This window comes from Nonlabens tegetincola, assembly GCF_002954355.1.
Taxonomy (GTDB): domain Bacteria; phylum Bacteroidota; class Bacteroidia; order Flavobacteriales; family Flavobacteriaceae; genus Nonlabens; species Nonlabens tegetincola.
Genome location: NZ_MQVV01000010.1, coordinates 656,238 through 674,466, shown reverse-complemented (window position 1 = coordinate 674,466; position 18,229 = coordinate 656,238). Strand labels below are relative to the sequence as shown.

11 protein-coding genes are annotated in these 18,229 nt (G+C 36.5%); 6 read left to right on the top strand and 5 right to left on the bottom strand.

Annotation, left to right across the window (positions count from 1 at the left end; translation table 11 throughout):
* Positions 1 to 39 precede the first annotated feature (39 nt).
* The 5 genes from BST93_RS03465 to BST93_RS03445 form a co-directional block, all read right to left on the bottom strand.
* Positions 40 to 1,956, bottom strand: a complete 1,917-nt coding sequence (locus tag BST93_RS03465; RefSeq protein WP_105018089.1) for a glycoside hydrolase family 13 protein — start codon at positions 1,954 to 1,956, stop codon at positions 40 to 42.
* 61 nt (positions 1,957 to 2,017) lie between these two features.
* A complete protein-coding gene (gene mdxK / locus BST93_RS03460; RefSeq protein ID WP_105018088.1) occupies positions 2,018 to 4,321 on the bottom strand; it encodes a maltose phosphorylase MdxK in 2,304 nt (767 codons plus the stop codon).
* Positions 4,321 to 4,986 carry a beta-phosphoglucomutase gene (pgmB, locus tag BST93_RS03455; RefSeq protein WP_105018087.1) on the bottom strand — a complete coding sequence of 222 codons (666 nt, stop codon included), beginning with the start codon at positions 4,984 to 4,986 and terminating at the stop codon, positions 4,321 to 4,323. Before pgmB ends, mdxK begins: the two co-directional genes overlap by 1 nt.
* Positions 4,986 to 6,335, bottom strand: coding sequence for an MFS transporter (locus BST93_RS03450; RefSeq protein ID WP_105018086.1), 1,350 nt, complete (start codon positions 6,333 to 6,335; stop codon positions 4,986 to 4,988). The genes pgmB and BST93_RS03450 overlap by 1 nt, the downstream gene beginning before the upstream one ends.
* 124 nt (positions 6,336 to 6,459) lie before the next feature.
* Positions 6,460 to 7,482, bottom strand: a complete 1,023-nt coding sequence (locus tag BST93_RS03445; protein WP_105018085.1) for a LacI family DNA-binding transcriptional regulator — start codon at positions 7,480 to 7,482, stop codon at positions 6,460 to 6,462.
* Positions 7,483 to 7,705: 223 nt separating this feature from the next.
* Between BST93_RS03445 and BST93_RS03440 the strand changes: the two genes are divergently transcribed.
* The 6 genes from BST93_RS03440 to BST93_RS03415 all read left to right on the top strand — a co-directional run bounded on the left by BST93_RS03440 (position 7,706) and on the right by BST93_RS03415 (position 18,099).
* On the top strand, positions 7,706 to 10,591 hold the full coding sequence (locus BST93_RS03440) for a SusC/RagA family TonB-linked outer membrane protein (RefSeq protein ID WP_105018084.1): 2,886 nt from the start codon (positions 7,706 to 7,708) through the stop codon (positions 10,589 to 10,591).
* A 17-nt stretch (positions 10,592 to 10,608) separates the two neighbouring features.
* Positions 10,609 to 12,204, top strand: coding sequence for a RagB/SusD family nutrient uptake outer membrane protein (locus tag BST93_RS03435; RefSeq protein WP_105018083.1), 1,596 nt, complete (start codon positions 10,609 to 10,611; stop codon positions 12,202 to 12,204).
* 15 nt (positions 12,205 to 12,219) lie between these two features.
* A complete protein-coding gene (locus tag BST93_RS03430; protein WP_105018082.1) occupies positions 12,220 to 13,338 on the top strand; it encodes a SusE domain-containing protein in 1,119 nt (372 codons plus the stop codon).
* Between the two features lie 63 nt (positions 13,339 to 13,401).
* A complete protein-coding gene (locus tag BST93_RS03425; RefSeq protein ID WP_105018081.1) occupies positions 13,402 to 16,137 on the top strand; it encodes an alpha-amylase family glycosyl hydrolase in 2,736 nt (911 codons plus the stop codon).
* Between the two features lie 284 nt (positions 16,138 to 16,421).
* Positions 16,422 to 17,414 (top strand): M28 family metallopeptidase, encoded by a 993-nt coding sequence (locus BST93_RS03420; RefSeq protein WP_105018080.1) that lies wholly within the window; start codon positions 16,422 to 16,424, stop codon positions 17,412 to 17,414.
* Between the two features lies 1 nt (position 17,415).
* Positions 17,416 to 18,099 carry an SDR family NAD(P)-dependent oxidoreductase gene (locus BST93_RS03415; RefSeq protein WP_105018079.1) on the top strand — a complete coding sequence of 228 codons (684 nt, stop codon included), beginning with the start codon at positions 17,416 to 17,418 and terminating at the stop codon, positions 18,097 to 18,099.
* The last annotated feature ends 130 nt before the right edge of the window (positions 18,100 to 18,229 follow it).

Genomic DNA, 18,229 nt, shown 5'->3' with positions numbered 1-18,229 from the left:
GTAAAAGACACGAGTGCCATTTAAATTTTTATTACTTTATTAGAAAAAGCGAGGTCCTTTTTTAGGTTTATCAAGATCGATGACCATACTAGTTTTACCCGAAACAGATAACGTATTTCCCATATCTATCTTTTTTCCTGAGAGTATATCTAGGCCTTCATTAACATCTTGTAATCCTTCTTTAAACCTATCTAAATTTAAAGTTACTTTTTCAGGATTGTTATTGATCACCACCATTACTCTGCTAGAATCAGAGTATCTAAAATATACATAACAATTGTTTTCTGGCACATAATGTAAAAACTTACCGTCGTGTAGAACAGGTTTTCCTTTTCTATAATTCAGTAGCTTTTTAGTAAATTCATAGAATGGTTTTTGGAACTTTGTTCTTTTTTTAAAGGCATTTACTTCATCATCCTGCCAGCCACCAGGAAAGTCGCGACGTATATCACCATCACCACTGGTATCACGATTTCCTCCCATTCCTATTTCATCGCCATAATAAATTTGAGGTATTCCACGAGCGGTAAGAACTAGTGTCAAAGCCAGTTTATAGTTATTTACATCGCCATCATATAATCCATCACCATTGATTCTATTTGTATCATGATTACCAGCGAATAGTAAAATATTGTTGACATCTGCATATAGGAAATCATTTACAAAGTTCTCATAAATTCTTACCATTCCCTTATCCCATTGCTGGTCGTTCTCTTTAAATGCTTTCATAATTGCATCGTGTAAAGTGAAGTCCATAACACTAGGTAATCCTGAATTATAACTTTGAATAGCTCCTATAGGACTATCCTTTTGCCAAAAAGCTATTTGTGATTGATCATGCATCCAGGTTTCTCCTACGATATTAAAATACGGATATTCCTTCATGATAGCTTTGGTCCAGTCTGCGATTCCTTTCTTTTCATTATAGGAATAGGTATCTACTCTGAATCCATCTAAATCTGCATACTCAATCCACCATATAGCGTTTTGGATAAGATAATTTAGAGCTAATGGTTCACTTTGATTAATATCTGGCATGGTACTTACAAACCAACCTTTCTCGGCATAGGTATCGTCAATTTGAGATTTATTTGGATCCATTTGTGTGGTTTGTCTATAGCTAGAATTTGCATACCCAGGAACTGGAAATTCCTTACCGTCGTTATCATCAAATTGATGAATCCATGTCGCCGTTGGTAAATCTTGCATCATCCAGTGCGTTGCACCCCAGTGATTTGTCACATAATCCATAATCAATTTCATATCACGCTTATGTAATTCACTGGCTAATCGTTTATAATCTTCATTGGTACCATAGCGAGGATCAATTTTATATAAATCACTTTGCGCATAGGTATGATAGGAATACTGTTTATCATTATCCTCTAGTAATGGAGTACTCCATATTGCGGTAGCTCCCAATTCACTAATGTAATCTAGATGATCAATAATACCTTGTATATCACCACCATGTCTACCACCTTTAAAACTTCTATTTAGTTTTTCAATAGTTTCTGGATGACTATCGTTTTCTGGATTTCCATTTGCAAATCGATCTGGCATTAAAAGATAAATGGCGTCACTGCTATCAAAACCTTTTCGATACTTTGAATTTAGACTGCGCTTCTTGAGTTCATATTTAGAGGTAAAGTAAGTGTCTCCTACATTCATGGTGATAGCGTATTCTCCATGATTTTGATTTGTCGTGTCAAATGTAACGAAGAGATAATTCAAGTTTTCAGTTCTTCGTATTTTAAGGATTGGTAAATCACTTTTGACCTCAGCTTTTCCAATATTTTGTCCATAAAACATTACCTCAACCTCGGCATGTTCCATATCTGCCCACCAGAATGGTGGTTCAATGCGGTCTATGGATGATTGTTGTGAGATCGCTTTCGCGAAAGCGAAAATCACAAATAATAAACTTACAATATGAACTTGTTTCAGTCTAATCATAATTCGAAAAATAAAAAACCTAGCCCATTCAAGGACTAGGTTCGGTTAAGCTAATTCATCATTAAGCGGTGATGACTTGTGGTTGTAGGGTTATTTTTTTACCGTTGACAACTACATCCTGTGGTTGATCGCCTTTAAGCTGTACTTGAGTTCCTTGCTGGGTCACTTGTACATTTAAAATTTGATCTCTAAAATTTATTTTGAATGAAAAACCTGCCCATTCCTTAGGTAATTTAGTGGTAAAATGAGGCGTGTCATCCTTAATTTGTAATCCACCAAAACCTTCTACAATACTCATCCAGGTTCCTGCCATACTAGTGATATGACAGCCTTCTTCAACTTCCTTATTGTAATCATCTAGATCTAGTCTAGAGGTACGTAAGTAGAACTCATAAGCCTGATCCATGCGATCAAGTTTTGCAGCCTGAATACTGTGTACACATGGAGAAAGTGAACTTTCATGAACCGTAAGTGGCTCATAAAAATCAAAATGCTTTTCAAGTTCTGCCTTAGAAAAATGATCTTCAAAGAAATAGAATCCTTGAAGTACATCGGCTTGTTTGATGTAACAGCTGCGTAGTATACGGTCCCACGACCATTTTTGATTAATAGGTCGTTGTGAATGATGTAATTTTGAAACTGGGATAATCTCCTTATCCATAAATCCATCTTGTTGTAGGTATACTCCATATTCTTCATCGTATGGAAAATACATACCATCAGAAACTTCTTGCCAAGAAGCACGCTCTGATCCAGTAAGTTTTGTTAGACTTATAATACGGTCATAATCTTCTGGGTAACCATCTTTCACTTTGTCTAAATGTTCAACAGCTTGGTCAATACACCATTTTGCTATGTAATTGGTATACCAGTTGTTGTTAACATTATTCTCATATTCATTAGGTCCAGTAACTCCTAATATCATGAATTTACCAGCTTTTTGAGAAAATGTAGCTCGTTGATGCCAAAACCTAGCAATTGCAATCATGACCTCTAGCCCCATTTCTGGAACATAACTGTAATCACCTGTATAACGTACATAATTGTAGATTGCAAATACCATGGCACCATTACGGTGTATTTCTTCAAAAGTGATTTCCCACTCGTTATGGCTTTCTTCACCATTCATGGTTACCATTGGGTAAAGAGCAGCACCATTTGTAAAGCCTAGTTTTTCTGCATTTTCTATTGCTTTATCTAATTGATCGTATCGGTATTTTAATAGATTACGAGCTACTTGTTGATCCTTTGTAGCCATATAAAATGGGATACAATATGCTTCAGTGTCCCAATAGGTCGAGCCTCCATATTTTTCACCTGTAAATCCTTTAGGACCAATATTTAACCTACTGTCTTTACCTAAATAAGTTTGATTTAACTGGAAAATATTGAAACGTATACCTTGTTGTGCCTTTAAATCACCATCAATAGTGATATCTGCCATTTCCCAAATATTAGACCATTCTTCTACTTGTTCATTAAACAACTTTTCATAACCATGCTCAGTTGCTAATGCTAATATCTTTTTACTTGCATCAAACAATTCGTATTTGTTATGATTAAGACTACTTACATAACCTGCATATTTTCTTAAAGTTAAGCTTTCGCCTTGAGCGATATCACCACTAGCTTCATGACGCACGGTTGTATCGTTTTGATCTAGATGAGTGGCGTATTGAATGTGTTCCTCATCTTTGAGCAATTCTGACTGCATGTAGGTTGCTACGTGAAAATTCGTCTTATTAGTGCGGCTGCGTATCATACCTTGATGTTGATCTGAGTATAACTCTTCAATAGCCCAAAATGCATCGTCCCAATTTGAATCTTCATTTGTGATACCAGCATCTATATAAGGCTGGAAGGTGATGCTTAAATCTCCTTTTACTGCAGTTACTTTATAATTTATAACTCCTAATTCATCGTGTTTAAGACTTAAGAAACGTCGTGATTCAACCTTGATTTCTTTGTCATCAGAAATTTGAGCTATAAAACTGCGCTCGTACCAACCTTCTTTCATGTTAAGCTCGCGCCTAAATTCTCTTACTTCTTGAACTTGAGCAAGATCTAGAGGTAAACCGTCTATAAAAACATCTATTCCTATGAAATTAGGAGAGTTCAATACTTTGGCAAAGTATTCTGGGTAACCATTTTTCCACCAGCCTACTCTTGTTTTATCTGGATAATACACACCTGCTACATAACTACCTTGAAATGTATCACCACTATATTGTTCTTCAAAATTTGCTCTTTGTCCCATTGCACCGTTTCCTATGGAAAAAAGGCTTTCGCTTGATTTAACCATGGAAGGACTCCATCCTTCTTCTATAATCGACCACGCATCTGGTTTAATATACTCTTGATTCATTATTTCTGTGTATTCAATAGTGTTTTTATGTAATCCGATGGCATTTCTTCAAAGGATTGAAATACAGCATCGGCTTCATTTAAGTTTGTTTGATCTCCCAATCCAATTGATATCATACCGGCAGTATTTGCAGCTTGAACTCCTGCTTGACTATCTTCAAATACGATACTATCTGCAGCCTTATATCCTAGTTGACTGCAAGCACTCAAGAAGACTTCTGGATTTGGTTTTGCCTTGGTTACGTTAGTCCCATCAACGATAACATCAAATAGGTCTATTATTCCCAACTTTTTTAGAATAGGACGAGCGTTCTTACTGGCACTACCTAAAGCAATAGGTTGAGATTTTGCCTTTAAATCCAATAAAAAAGAATGCACTCCTGGTAAAATATCGTTTACCGAGAGACCTTCAATTAAAGAGAGATACTGATTATTTTTTTCTATTAATTTTTGATCAAACTCTTCTTGCGGCAATGATTTATTACCCCATTCTAGAATTTTTTTAAGCGAGTCAACTCTAGAAACTCCTTTAAGTTGCTCGTTTTCCTTTTCTGTAAAATTTATTCCGATATCAGCCGCTAGTCGTTGCCATGCTACAAAGTGAAATTTTGCAGTGTCAACTACCACGCCGTCTAAATCAAATATGAATGCTTTTTTATTTTTCATTAGGCTGGTAAGTTTTGTGTGTCTTTAATTCTGAAGGCAAGGAATCCGGCGATGAGAAAGCTGATACCACTAACTACTAATGCATAAATCGCTTGATTGCCGTAGGCGTACTTAATTAATGGTCCACCGATGATACCGTTAATGATTTGTGGCACTACGATAAAGAAATTGAAAATACCCATGTAAACACCCATTTTTTTAGGTGAAATAGAACCAGCTAGCATGGCATAAGGCATGGATAAAATACTAGCCCAAGCAATACCAACTAATAGCATAGGTAGAATTAACCAGTTTTGATCTGGCATGACATAAATAAGCAACAGCCCTATTCCACCTAGAAGTAGGGAATAAGCGTGCGTGCGTTTTCTGGTAATGCGTTTTGCAATAACAGGTAATACGAAAGCAACTACTGCAGATACACCATTGTAAATCCCAAACAATATACCGATCCAGTTTCCAGCTTCTTGATAGCTTTCACTTTGCGTATCTGTATAAGGTAATTCATAAATGTGTTGTGCAACTGCTGGCGTTGCATAAACCCACATTCCAAAAAGTGCAAACCACGAGAAAAATTGAACCCAACTAAGCTGTTTCATCATCTCAGGCATTTTTGCAAAGTCAGAGAAGATGTCTGTTAATTTTGCCTCTCTAACTACTTCAGATTTGGCACCTGTATCGTTTACCTTTTCAAAAGCTTGCAATTCTTCTGGTGTGTATTCCTTAGTAGTAAAAATGGTAATAAGAATGGAGATCACTAAAACCAAAGCTCCTATTACAAAGGACCAAATCAAATTGTCTGGAACAGTTCCTTCTGGAGCGGTTTTTTCAACATTGAACCAATTAACTAATGCCCAAGGCAACCAGGATCCTACTACAGCACCTATTCCTATTAATACAGTTTGAATACTGAAACCTTGTGTAGCCTGCTCATCAGACAGGTTATCTGCAACTAGCGCTCTAAACGGTTCCATGGCAATGTTAAAAGAAGCATCCATGATCATTAACATTCCTGCGCCTACCCATAAAGCTGGAAGAAAGGCGATGAAAATATCTGCTTGTGGTATAAACACCATTCCTACTGAGGCTAAAACTGCTCCTAATAGAAAAAATGGTTTTCTTCTACCAAATCTGGTCCAGGTATTATCACTATAATGACCTATGATAGGTTGAACGATCAATCCCATAAAAGGAGCAATCAACCAAAACCAGGAAAGCTGGTGCACATCTGCACCAAAAATTTGAAGTATTCTACTTGCGTTTGCATTTTGTAACGCGAAACCCATTTGAATTCCCAGAAATCCGAAACTCATGTTCCACATTTCCCAGAAACCCATTCTGCGCTTTTGCATATCGTTTAATTTTAATTTAAAACGACAAGCCTATTTTATTTGTTAGACTTATCTTGGTGTGTGTGTGTGTGAAGAAAATAAGTCTGTATTTATGTAAAAACATAAACAATACAAATCTACTTTATTAAGGTGTACTTTCCCTTTCTATTAAAGAAGTTTTTACGATAACGGTTTCGTAGCGTTCCTCATCTTTTTGATCTTGTTCTAATCTATCAATTAATTTAGCCGCTGCAATCCCACCCATTTCGTACCCATTTTGACCTATAGTTGTAAGAGATGGGTTAGAGTATTTAGACAACATACCATCAGTAAAAGCAACTATAGCGACATCATCTGGGATTCTTTTTCCTTTGCGTGTTAGTATTTTACTAGCCGTTACTGCAAACAACTCATTCACAGCCACTATACCATCTAATGATGGATTATTATCTATAAACTTTTCTATCAATTCATCACAATGATCAATGTCTTCAATTTTCAAAATAAGATCTTGATTCACCTCTACACCGCGTTTCATTAAAGCCTCTGAATACCCTTGTGTACGCAATCTCCCAACATTGACATAATCTACTGTACTTAATATACCTACATTCTTTTTAGCCTTACGCATTAAGAAGTCCGTTGCCTCACTAGCAGCTGTTACATCGTCAATAATAATTTTGTCACCAGGAATATCATCGGCAACACGATCAAACATTACGATAGGCATTCCTTGATTAATCACCTCTCGCAAGTGGTGAAAATCCTGCTTTGACATTGTTTCTTTAGATAGACTTAGAATAAACCCATCAATACTTCCATTTGCCAGCATTTCCATATTAACTACTTCCTTATCAAAACTTTCACCACTTAGGCAAATAATCACTTGATAACCTTTTTCATTGGCAACATGCTCTACACCAGAAATAACAGTTGCAAAAAAGTGATGCACAATTTCAGGGATGATAATCCCTATTTTTTTCGTCTTTTGATTTTTTAAGGACAGTGCTATACTGTTAGGCTTGTAATTATACTGTTTAGCATATTCCTGAATTTTTTTTCTAGTCTCCTCACTTATTTCATAAGAGTCCCTTAGAGCTTTAGAAACTGTCGAAATGGAAACTTTAAGGTCTTGAGCTATTTTTTTTAGCGTTAATTTTTGAGCCATGCTACTTAAACAATTACTTGTAGTTCTTTACGATTATGCTAATATAAGGTGTTACGCTTTCGCGAAAGCGTAAATTCCATCTAAATATAATGATAAAATAACACTATAACGAGCCGAAAACGTTTTCGTAAAATCACAGAACGAAAACGTTCTCTTAACATTATGTTTACATAATTTCGTGGCGTGTGTGAAGAAGATTCAATACTAATTCAAACCATTATTCATGATTAGAAATTTTAAAATAGCATTACTTGCCCTATTGTTTCCAATTATTGCGCTAGCACAAAGCGCTGTAAAAGGGAAAGTTACAGATGCTCAAACCGGACTCCCAATTTTAGGAGCATCGGTTGTCGTAGAAGGTACACAAAATGGAACCTCTACCGACTTTGATGGAAATTACACCCTTAATAATGTGAGCGATGGAGCAGTTATCGTTTTCACTTACCTGGGTTACACCTCGCAAAGTGTAGCTTACACCGGTCAATCGACCATCAATGCAGCGTTGGAGGAAAGTCCTTCAGAATTAGACACTGTAGTTTTAATAGGATACGGTAGTACTACAAAAGCTAATGTTACCGCAGCTCAAACTACTGTAGACTCAGAAGAATTTAATAAAGGTGCCATTGTTTCACCGGGACAATTAATTGCTGGTAAGGCAGCTGGTGTACAAGTAACAGCCGCTAGTGGTAGTCCTGGAGATGGACCAGTTATAAGAGTACGCCCAGGTTCTACACTTGGAGGAAATGCAGATGCTCTTATAGTAGTTGATGGTGTTCCACTAGATCAACAAAATGCAAATCTTAATTCTATTAACCCAAATGATATTGAATCATTTACTATTCTTAAAGATGCCAGTGCAACGGCCATTTATGGTAATAGAGCATCAAATGGTGTAATCCTGATAACTACTAAAAAAGCTAAACTTAATAGCGATTTAAGATTATCATATGGAGTTCAATATGCTGTTGAAAAGGTGCAAAATTATATTGAAGTACTAGATGCAACAGAATTCAGACAATTGGTAGAGGATGAAGGTCGTGATACATCAATACTAGGTGATGCAAATACAGACTGGCAAAACGCCATTTATCAAAACGCAACTAGAGCTGTTCACAATATAACAGCTGAAAAGGGTTTTGAAAAAACCTCAGTACGTGCGTCATTAGGTTATACTAATGAGAATGGTACTCTTTTAAGATCTGGATACGAAAGATTGTCTTTGAGTCTAAACGCAGTTCATAGATTTAACAATGACATAAAACTAACGTTCACATCACAACTATCTCAAGAGGAACGCCGATTTGCTGATGCTGGAGCTGTAGGTGCTGCGGTGGTTTTTGACCCTACTCAACCTATCTTTAGTGGTAATGATATTTATGGTGGTTATTTTGAATTCACTAACGATTCTGGTCCAGAACCAAATGCGCCTCGTAACCCATTAGGTTTATTAAATAGCTTGGATGCTCAAAATGACAATTCACAAGCTCGTTTAAACATGAACTTAGATTATAAAATCAGCCAAATCCCAGGTTTAAGGTTTGTAGGTAACGCAGGTATCGATTACAATGAATACGATAGTTATTCTATAAGAGATGCTAATTCTGGAGCTGGTTTCAGATTTGCAAGTCAAAATTACAACAATGGGATAAGAAGAAACCAATTGCTTGATGGTCGCTTAGATTATAAACGAGCTATTGATGCAATTGACACAAAAATGGATCTTACTATAGGTGGTAGTTATCAGGACTTCTATCGTGCTGATGGTGGTAGAACACTTACAAACACCGGATTTCAAGACAATCCTTTCTCAGTAAATGAAACTACCTTGGTAACGGGTTTTGCTCGTGCTACATTCGACATTAAAGATCTTTTAATTTTATCTGGTAGTTACTCTAGAAACGGAAGTTCACGATTTTCAGAAAACAACCGTTGGGCAAACTTTTATGGTGCCAATGCTGCTATTAAATTAACTAATACTGATTTTGTTCAAAATAGTGGAGTTATTTCAAGACTTAAGATTCGTGGTGGCTATGGACAAACTGGACAACAAGATATTCCTGTGTCATTTGCCTTTTTATCTGTATTTACTCCAGGTCAAAATCAAGCACAAGTACAGTTTGGGAATGATTTTGTACAAACTATACGTCCTGAAGGAGCTATTGATCTTAAATGGGAAACAACCGATCAGTATAACGTTGGTATCGATCTAGGATTCTTTGATGACCGTTTAACTGGTACGGTTGATGCATTCTATCGAGAAACTAGTGACCTTCTTTTATTTGGACCTCTACCAGCTGGTGGATTAGAGAATGGTAGTTTTCAAAACGCAGGATCTACATTGAGTAGAGGTATTGAAGCTAGTGCAGCACTTGACGTAATACGCAATGAAAACTTTAATTGGAATGTTAGTGGTAATGTTACTTTCCAAGAAATTGAAATTACAGACCTAGCTGGTGCGACCAATGAACCTGTACAAGTAGGTGGAATATCTGGTGGAACAGGTAATAACATTCAAGAATGGGCTGTAGGATCAGACCCAACTACCTTCCATGTATTCCGTCAAGTGTACGATCAAGATGGTAATCCTTTAGATGGAGTTTTTGTAGACGTTGATCAAAACGGAATTATCAACGATGCTGATCGTATAAGATATAAAAAAGCTAACCACGATGTTTACTATGGTTTTTCATCTAGAGTAAACTATAAAAACTTTGACTTAAACTTTACTTTCAGAGGTGCTGCCGGAGGTTATAACTACAACAACGTAGCGTCAAATGCAGCAAACTTTGGTAGCGTTTTCCCAAGCAACACTCAGAACCCTATTTATCTAAATTCACCGACTGATATTCAAAACACAGAATTTAGTCAACAACGCTTGTTTTCAGATTACTACGTTCAAAAAGCTGATTTCTTAAAATTGGATAACATTTCGTTAGGATACAACTTCCCAGGCGACAAAGTTGATGTAAGAGCTTCTGTTACAGGTACTAATTTATTTGTAATTACAGATTACGATGGGATAGATCCTGAAGTATTCGGTGGTATAGATAACAATTTATTTCCAAGAAACAGAGGTTTGATTTTTGGATTAAACTTCAATATTAAATAACTCAATAAAGCAAGAATATGAAAATGTACAAATCGATAATCTTGTTATTTGTAGGAATGCTAGCTTTCACTGCATGTGATGATGCTTTGACAGTAGAGCCTAGAGATAACAGATTGACAGAACAACAGCTATTTCAAGATCCTGCAACTTACCGAGGACTAATTGCAAAGGCTTATGCCGGGTTAGCAGTTGGTGGGCAAGCAGGTGGAGATGGTGACGCTGATATTAGTGGTATCGATGGTGGTTTTTCAAATTACCTAAGATTATATTGGAACATGCAAGAGCTAACTACTGATGAAGCTATAATCGCATGGAACGATGGTACGATTAAGGATCTACACTGGCATGTATGGACAGATGGTAATGAATTTATCAACGCCATGTTCTCAAGAATTAATTACCAAATAGCAGTTTGTAATGAGTTCCTAAGACTTAGTACCGATGCTAAACTGGACGAATACAACATTCCTGCAGACTTAAGAGCTGATGTTGCTGAATACAGAGCAGAGGCAAGATTCTTAAGAGCTTACTCCTATTATCACGGTATGGACCTTTTTGGTCAAATGCCTTTTACAGATGAGAATAGCGATCCAGCGGCTTTTCCTCCAGTATTGTCAAGAACAGAGTTATTTGACTTCATTGAATCCGAATTAGTTGCTATTGAAGATCAAATGGTTGATGCTAGAGCTAATGAATATGGAAGAGCAGATAAGGGAGCTCTTTGGATGACACTAGCTAAAATTTATTTGAATAGTGAAGTTTATACTGGTAATGCACGATATGATGACGCCATTATTCAACTTAACAAAGTAATTGGAGCTGGCTATTCAATTCCTTCAGACCCTTATCATAACTTGTTTCTTGCAGACAACAATTCAAATGGTAGCCAAAATGAATTTATTTGGACCATCAATTTTGATGGATTAAACACTCAAACCTTTGGAGGTACTACTTACCTTACTCATGCGCCTATAGGTGGTGATATGAATGCTGCCAACTTTGGTGTGAATGGTGGTTGGGGTGGAATAAGAACCACAAAAGAATTTGTTGAATTGTTTCCTGGAATGGAAAATAGCGCTGATGGCCGCGAGGCATTCTTTACCGATGATCAAGAATTAGAAATTCAAGATGTTGGAAGATTCAAAGATGGTTATGCCATTGAAAAATTCCGTAATGTTACAGTAAATGGTGTGGCAGGTAGTGATCCAGTTGGCGACTTTGTTGATATCGATTTCCCTGTTTACCGACTAGCAGATGCGTATTTGATGTATGCCGAAGCAGTTGTAAGAGGTGGTTCTGGTGGTGACATCAACACTGCTGAAGGATATATAAACCAACTTAGAGAGCGAGCTTATGGAAATACAAGCGGTAACATAAGCGCGAGCAATATAGATTTAGATTTCCTTCTTGATGAAAGAGCCAGAGAATTACACTGGGAAACTCACAGAAGACAAGATTTAATTCGTTTTAACCAATTTACTACAGGAAAAGTTTGGACTTGGAAAGGAAACGTACAAAGTGGAACGACGACAGCTCCATTTAGAAACATTCTTCCTATACCTGCTCAAGAAGTAAGTCTTAACCCTAATTTAAACCAAAATCCAGGTTACTAACCTTTAATATAATTAATGATGAAAAAAATATCAGTTATAATGTTTGCATTCCTTGCCATTGCAGGAATCATATCATGTGAAGATAATGACAGTGAAGAATTCACAATCAATACTGCTCCTAGCGGAGAAGTAATGCTGTCGCCAGACGTTGTCAACTTTGAAGTTACAGAAACAAACGGTAATACTCTAGCAGAAAGATTTGTTTGGAATGATTTAGAAATGGAAGTTCCAGTTCAGGTTAATTACGAGTTACAAATGGACGTGGAAAACGGTGATTTTAGTGCACCAGAAGTAATAGGCTCTACTACTGAGAACAATTTAGCCATTCTGTACAGCACTTTAAATAATGCCGCAACTCAACTAGGTGGTGAACATGCTACACCAGGAAACTATTCTATCAGATTAGTAGCATCAGTAGCAGATCCTGCTGTTGAACCTGTTATTTCAAATTTAGTGAATGCAATTATTACTCCATTTTCTGCATACCCATTTACAGACTTATATCTAGTAGGTGCAGCAACTGCCCCAGGATGGAATAATGATAATGATAATCCTGCTCTTTACAGAGATCCAGCAAACGACAACGTTTTCTATTATTCAGGATACTTTGTAGGTGATGCTTTTAAAATTTTAACTTCACCTGGCTTCTGGCAACCACAATATGGTGAAAGCAATGGAGCTGTAGGTCTTAACGATGGTGCTGGATCTGATCCAGGAGTATTCTCAATTCCAGCAGATGGTTACTACGATTTCACTATCGACATTACAGGTGTAACTAACTCATCTCAAGGATCTTCAAGTTTCAGTATTGCCCCTAATGCAAATGGAGCAAGTGCAACTACCTATACTTCGGTAGGAATAATTGGAGATGGAACTCCTACAGGATGGGGATCTGACACAGATATGGTTCAAAGCACATTTGATCCTCATAAATGGAGCATCACAAACGTAAGTTTAATCAGTGGTTTTATGAAGTTCCGTGCAAATGATGACTGGGCTGTTAACTGGGGTTCTGATACTGAACTTACAGGTCAAGGTACTCAAGACGGGCCTAACATTCCTGTTGAGCCAGGAACATACGATATCTATTTTAATGACTTAGATGGACGTTATATCTTAATTCCTGTTAGATAATCATGTTTATTTATAACTTAAAAGGGCTGTTTATACAGCCCTTTTTTGATAACGATTAATTCTATGAAAAACTTTTACCTTTTATTAGCTGTGATTTTTGGGTTCGCTTTCGCGAAAGCGCAAGTAACCACAAACCCATCAATACCTACACAACAAGATCAAGTAACACTAATATTTGATGCAACAGGAACTCCTTTAGAAAACGAATCTGGAAATTTTTATGCTCACACAGGAGCCAACATTAATGGAACACGCTGGTCCAATGTAGTAGGAAACTGGGGTGACAACACTGCTCAACCACAGTTTGTCAATACTGGCGGTAACATGTATCAAGCAACCTTACCAGGAACTTTAGAAACTTTTTACAACGCACAGCCAGGAGACGTAATCTCAGAAATTTGTCTGGTTATAAGAAACGCTGCAGGAACTAATCAAACATCACCCGATATTTTTATAGACGTTTTCCTACCTGGTTTAAACACTTCAATCACCAGCCCACAGGACGGTGAGATTATAAATTTAAACCAAACCATAAACCTAAGTGCAGACTGTACCCAAAACGCAACATTAGATCTTGCCGTAAATGGAAATAGTGTAGCGACAACAAGTGGTTCTAGTATTTCTACTTCATACACATTTTCAAATCCAGGCAATTACACAATTGCAGTTAATGCAGATAATGGAACAACAACAGTTACCGATCAAGTATCGGTTTATGTACCAAATACTACACAAAGTATTGCTAGACCAGCAGGATTGAAAAACGGTGTGAATGAAAATGCGGACGGTAGTGTTACTTTCTTATTAGCAGCACCAGGCAAAACAGATGTAATGCTTTTAGGAAGCTTCAGCAATTGGGATTTGGATCTTCCTTATCAAATGAATAAGGATGGTGATTATTTTTGGGTTACCGTTCCTTCTACACAGTTTTCTGCAGGAACTGAGTTTGCCTATCAATACTTAGTAGATTACAGTATTAAGATAGCCGATCCATATAGTCGTTTGATTCTGGATAATGGATTTGACCAATTCATTAAGCCTGGTAATTTTGATAACATTTATCCTTATCCTACGGGAGAGACTACAGGAGATATATCGCTATGGACCTATCAAGCTACTCCTTATAATTGGAATGTGACTAATTTTCAACGTCCAGATCAAGAAAATTTAGTTATTTATGAAATTTTGGTACGAGATTTTTCTGAAAACGATAGCTACCAAGAAATAATTAATAGAATAGATTACCTAGCCGATTTAGGTATTAATGCTCTTCAATTCATGCCCCTAAATGAATTTGAAGGAGCAGATAGTTGGGGTTACAACCCTAAGTTCCACATGGCTATTGATAAAACCTACGGAACTCCTGTAAAATTTAAGGAACTGGTAGATTTATGTCATTCAAAAGGTATCGCTGTTATACTAGATGTTGTTTATAATCATGCCTTCTCTCAAAGCCCACTATGTCAAATGTGGTGGGATCAAGCAAATTTTAGACCAGCAGCAAATAATCCCTATTTAAATCCGACTGCTAGACACGATTTCAATGTAGGATATGATTTCAATCATGAAAGTAATTGGACTAGAGACTACGTTAAACAAACCCTACAATATTGGATAGATGAATATAAAATTGACGGTTTTAGATTTGATTTATCTAAAGGTTTTACCCAAAACAATACCCTAGGAAATATTGGTGCTTGGAATGCTTATGACCAAAGTAGAGTCAATATTCTGAATGATTATAAGAATACTATCTGGAACAATAATTCTAACGACATATACATGATTCTTGAACACTTAGGAGGACAAAATGAGGAAGCCGCACTAGCCAATGATGGATTTATGCTTTGGGGAAAAATGACCGACGAATTCAATCAAAACAGCATGGGATTCTCATCTAATTCCAATGTCTTTAGAAGTTATTACACATCAAGAAGTTTCAATGACCAGCATCTTATAGCCTATGCAGAGAGTCACGACGAGCAACGATTAATGTATAAAAACTTACAATTTGGTAATGCTGCAAACTCTTCTCATAACGTTCAAAATGTTCCTGTAGCATTGGATAGACAAGAAGCCATTTCAGCAATTCTTTACAGCATTCCTGGACCTAAAATGCTTTGGCAATTTGGTGAGCTAGGATATGAAATTGACATAGACCAAAATGGTAGAACAGGTCGCAAACCAGTAGCTTGGACATTAGGATACGATACTGACCAGGATCGATTAGACGTATATGATGCAACAGCTACATTTATAAACTTTAAAACCTTATATCCTGAAACTTTTAACAATACAAACAATAACTTAAATGTTTCTGGGCTGGTTAAAACCATCAATTTAAATGGACCTAATTTTGATGCAGTAGTTCTAGCAAATTTTGCAGTAACTGCGCAAACAGCAAATCCTAATTTTCAACAAACAGGAGTTTGGTATGATTACTTCAATAACAATGCGGTTGTGAACGTTACTAATACTACTACTGGAATTTCATTGCAACCTGGAGAGTACAAATTGTACACCACAACTCCTCTTAATAATCCGTTGAGTAATGAAGAAGTTCAGGAACAGTTAAAATCGTCTTTCATTATTTACCCTAATCCAGCTCAAAGTAGTTTCAACATTCAAAGCGATACTGAAATAGACCAAGTAATAATCTATAACACATTAGGTCAGGTAGTGAAAACATTTGAGCATGAAACTATAAATTATGATATCTCTGATCTTAAATCTGGACTATACTTTGTTCAAGCTAGTTTAAATGGAAGAATATCTCAAAACAAACTATATATCAAGTAATTAAACCTATAAAATTGATTTTAATCGATTTGAAAAGGCATCGATTCTACTTTTTATAGAATAAAATGATAATTAAAGAAATTCGTGTCCTGTTGGCTTGAAGCAGGGCAGCGATTCCCTAGTTCACTGATCTGTGGAAAGTCAACGCATTTCATAATTCATTTGATTATTAAAAGCTGCTATTTTAGCAGCTTTTATTTTTTCCATACTAATGTAAAATTTCTCAGCTCAGCCCTTTTCTTTAAACCTTAGTAAGTTATTATCTTTACACTCAAAACCATCCAATGAAAAAGATATTACTACTTTTTGTCGTTACAGTTTTAACGTTCTCATGCAACTCGAGCTCTAAAATAACCTCTGTAGAAAAAGCCGCAGAATCTGTAAAACAGTTATCCGAGATTAAAATCCCGATGGCAAAAAAAGAGAATTTAGAAAACATTGTTAACTATCTAGCACAAGATGAATTAGAAGGTAGAATGACAGGAACACCTGGAATTGCAAAAGCTGCAGATTACTTGGTTGATCAAATGACAATGATGGATCTAGAGCGTTACGGCGATAGTTATATTGATACATTTAGCGTTCAAGATTCTATAAAAGCCTTTAATGTAGTTGGTATTTTACCTGGCTCTGACAAAAACCTTAGTGATGAGGTTGTTGTTATAGGAGCTCATTACGATCACATTGGTATCATTAAAAATGCCCAAGGTGAAGATAAAATTGCAAATGGCGCCAATGATAATGCTACTGGTACAGCAACTGTTATGGAAATCGCTAGAATTTTCAGGCAATTAGACTTTAATAGACGAACCATTATTTTCGCCTTATTCAGTGCAGAAGAAATGGGCCTTTTAGGTTCTAAACATCTTGCTACACGTATGAAAAATGAAGGTGTAAACGTAGTGGCAATGGTCAATTTTGAAATGACAGGAACTCCTATGGTAGACAAAGATTACATTGCCTATCTTACTGGTTATGACACATCAAACATGGGTGAATTGTTCAATACCGCAAACAGTGATAAAATAGTAACTGGAAAACTTCCACAAGCTGAGCAATTCAATTTGTTTAAAAGGTCAGACAACTACCCTTTCTATGAGCAACACAACATACCAGCACAAACCTTTTGCACCTTTGATTTTACCAACTTTGATCATTATCACAAAGTAGGTGATGAAAAAGAATTAGTAAATACAGATCACATGGCACAAGTTATAAATGCTGTAACACCTGGAATCTTTCACATCGTAAACAAGACAGCACCTCAACTTAATTAAAATGAGTAAAAGAGTAATTATAACGGGCGCCAGTCGTGGGATTGGGTTTGAACTAGTAAGACAATTTTCAAACGCTGGACATGAAGTTATAGCGCTTTCGCGAAAGCTAGATTCCTTAGAAGCAATGGAACGTAATACAGTTCTAGCGATATCAACAGATCTTACTTCTACAGGTAGTATAGAGGATACAGCTAAAACCATTAAAAATAAATGGGATCATGTTGATATAGTGATTCATAATGCAGGAATGCTAGTAAACAAACCTTTTGATCAGCTTACTAATACTGATTTTCAAAATTGCTATGCTGTCAATGTATTTGGAGTTGCCGCACTTACGCAATCCTTATTGCCAATTTTAAGTAAGGATAGTCATGTAATTGCAATAAGTTCGATGGGTGGCATTCAAGGTAGTGCAAAATTTCCTGGTCTTGCAGCATACAGCAGCGCCAAAGCTGCCGTAATCACACTATTCGAATTACTAGCTGAAGAATATAAAGAAAACGGTCCCTCGTTTAACACACTTGCTCTAGGTGCGGTACAAACCGAAATGCTCGAAGAAGCTTTTCCTGGCTACAAAGCACCCTTACAGCCTGATGACATGGCCGCCTATATCATGAACTTTGCACTCACAGGTAATCAATTTTACAATGGTAAGGTACTTCAAGTAAGTAGTAGCACACCTTAAATCAAGCATTTGTTTTATTACTGATAATTGGGTCATTTCGATTAAATACATAACCCCTTATTTCATTCAAAACTGTTCATAACTATATTTTAAAAAACAGTACTTCTCTCCTATCTTTAAAAACTGCTTT

Excerpts from the sequence above, each read along its gene's own strand:
- BST93_RS03420 (WP_105018080.1), top strand. The coding sequence starts at position 16,422 with ATGAAAAAGATATTACTACTTTTTGTCGTTACAGTTTTAACGTTCTCA.
- pgmB (WP_105018087.1), bottom strand. The coding sequence starts at position 4,986 with ATGAAAAATAAAAAAGCATTCATATTTGATTTAGACGGCGTGGTAGTT.
- mdxK (WP_105018088.1), bottom strand. The coding sequence starts at position 4,321 with ATGAATCAAGAGTATATTAAACCAGATGCGTGGTCGATTATAGAAGAA.
- BST93_RS03435 (WP_105018083.1), top strand. The coding sequence starts at position 10,609 with ATGAAAATGTACAAATCGATAATCTTGTTATTTGTAGGAATGCTAGCT.
- BST93_RS03465 (WP_105018089.1), bottom strand. The coding sequence starts at position 1,956 with ATGATTAGACTGAAACAAGTTCATATTGTAAGTTTATTATTTGTGATT.
- BST93_RS03415 (WP_105018079.1), top strand. The coding sequence starts at position 17,416 with ATGAGTAAAAGAGTAATTATAACGGGCGCCAGTCGTGGGATTGGGTTT.
- BST93_RS03450 (WP_105018086.1), bottom strand. The coding sequence starts at position 6,335 with ATGCAAAAGCGCAGAATGGGTTTCTGGGAAATGTGGAACATGAGTTTC.
- BST93_RS03440 (WP_105018084.1), top strand. The coding sequence starts at position 7,706 with ATGATTAGAAATTTTAAAATAGCATTACTTGCCCTATTGTTTCCAATT.
- BST93_RS03425 (WP_105018081.1), top strand. The coding sequence starts at position 13,402 with ATGAAAAACTTTTACCTTTTATTAGCTGTGATTTTTGGGTTCGCTTTC.
- BST93_RS03430 (WP_105018082.1), top strand. The coding sequence starts at position 12,220 with ATGATGAAAAAAATATCAGTTATAATGTTTGCATTCCTTGCCATTGCA.
- BST93_RS03445 (WP_105018085.1), bottom strand. The coding sequence starts at position 7,482 with ATGGCTCAAAAATTAACGCTAAAAAAAATAGCTCAAGACCTTAAAGTT.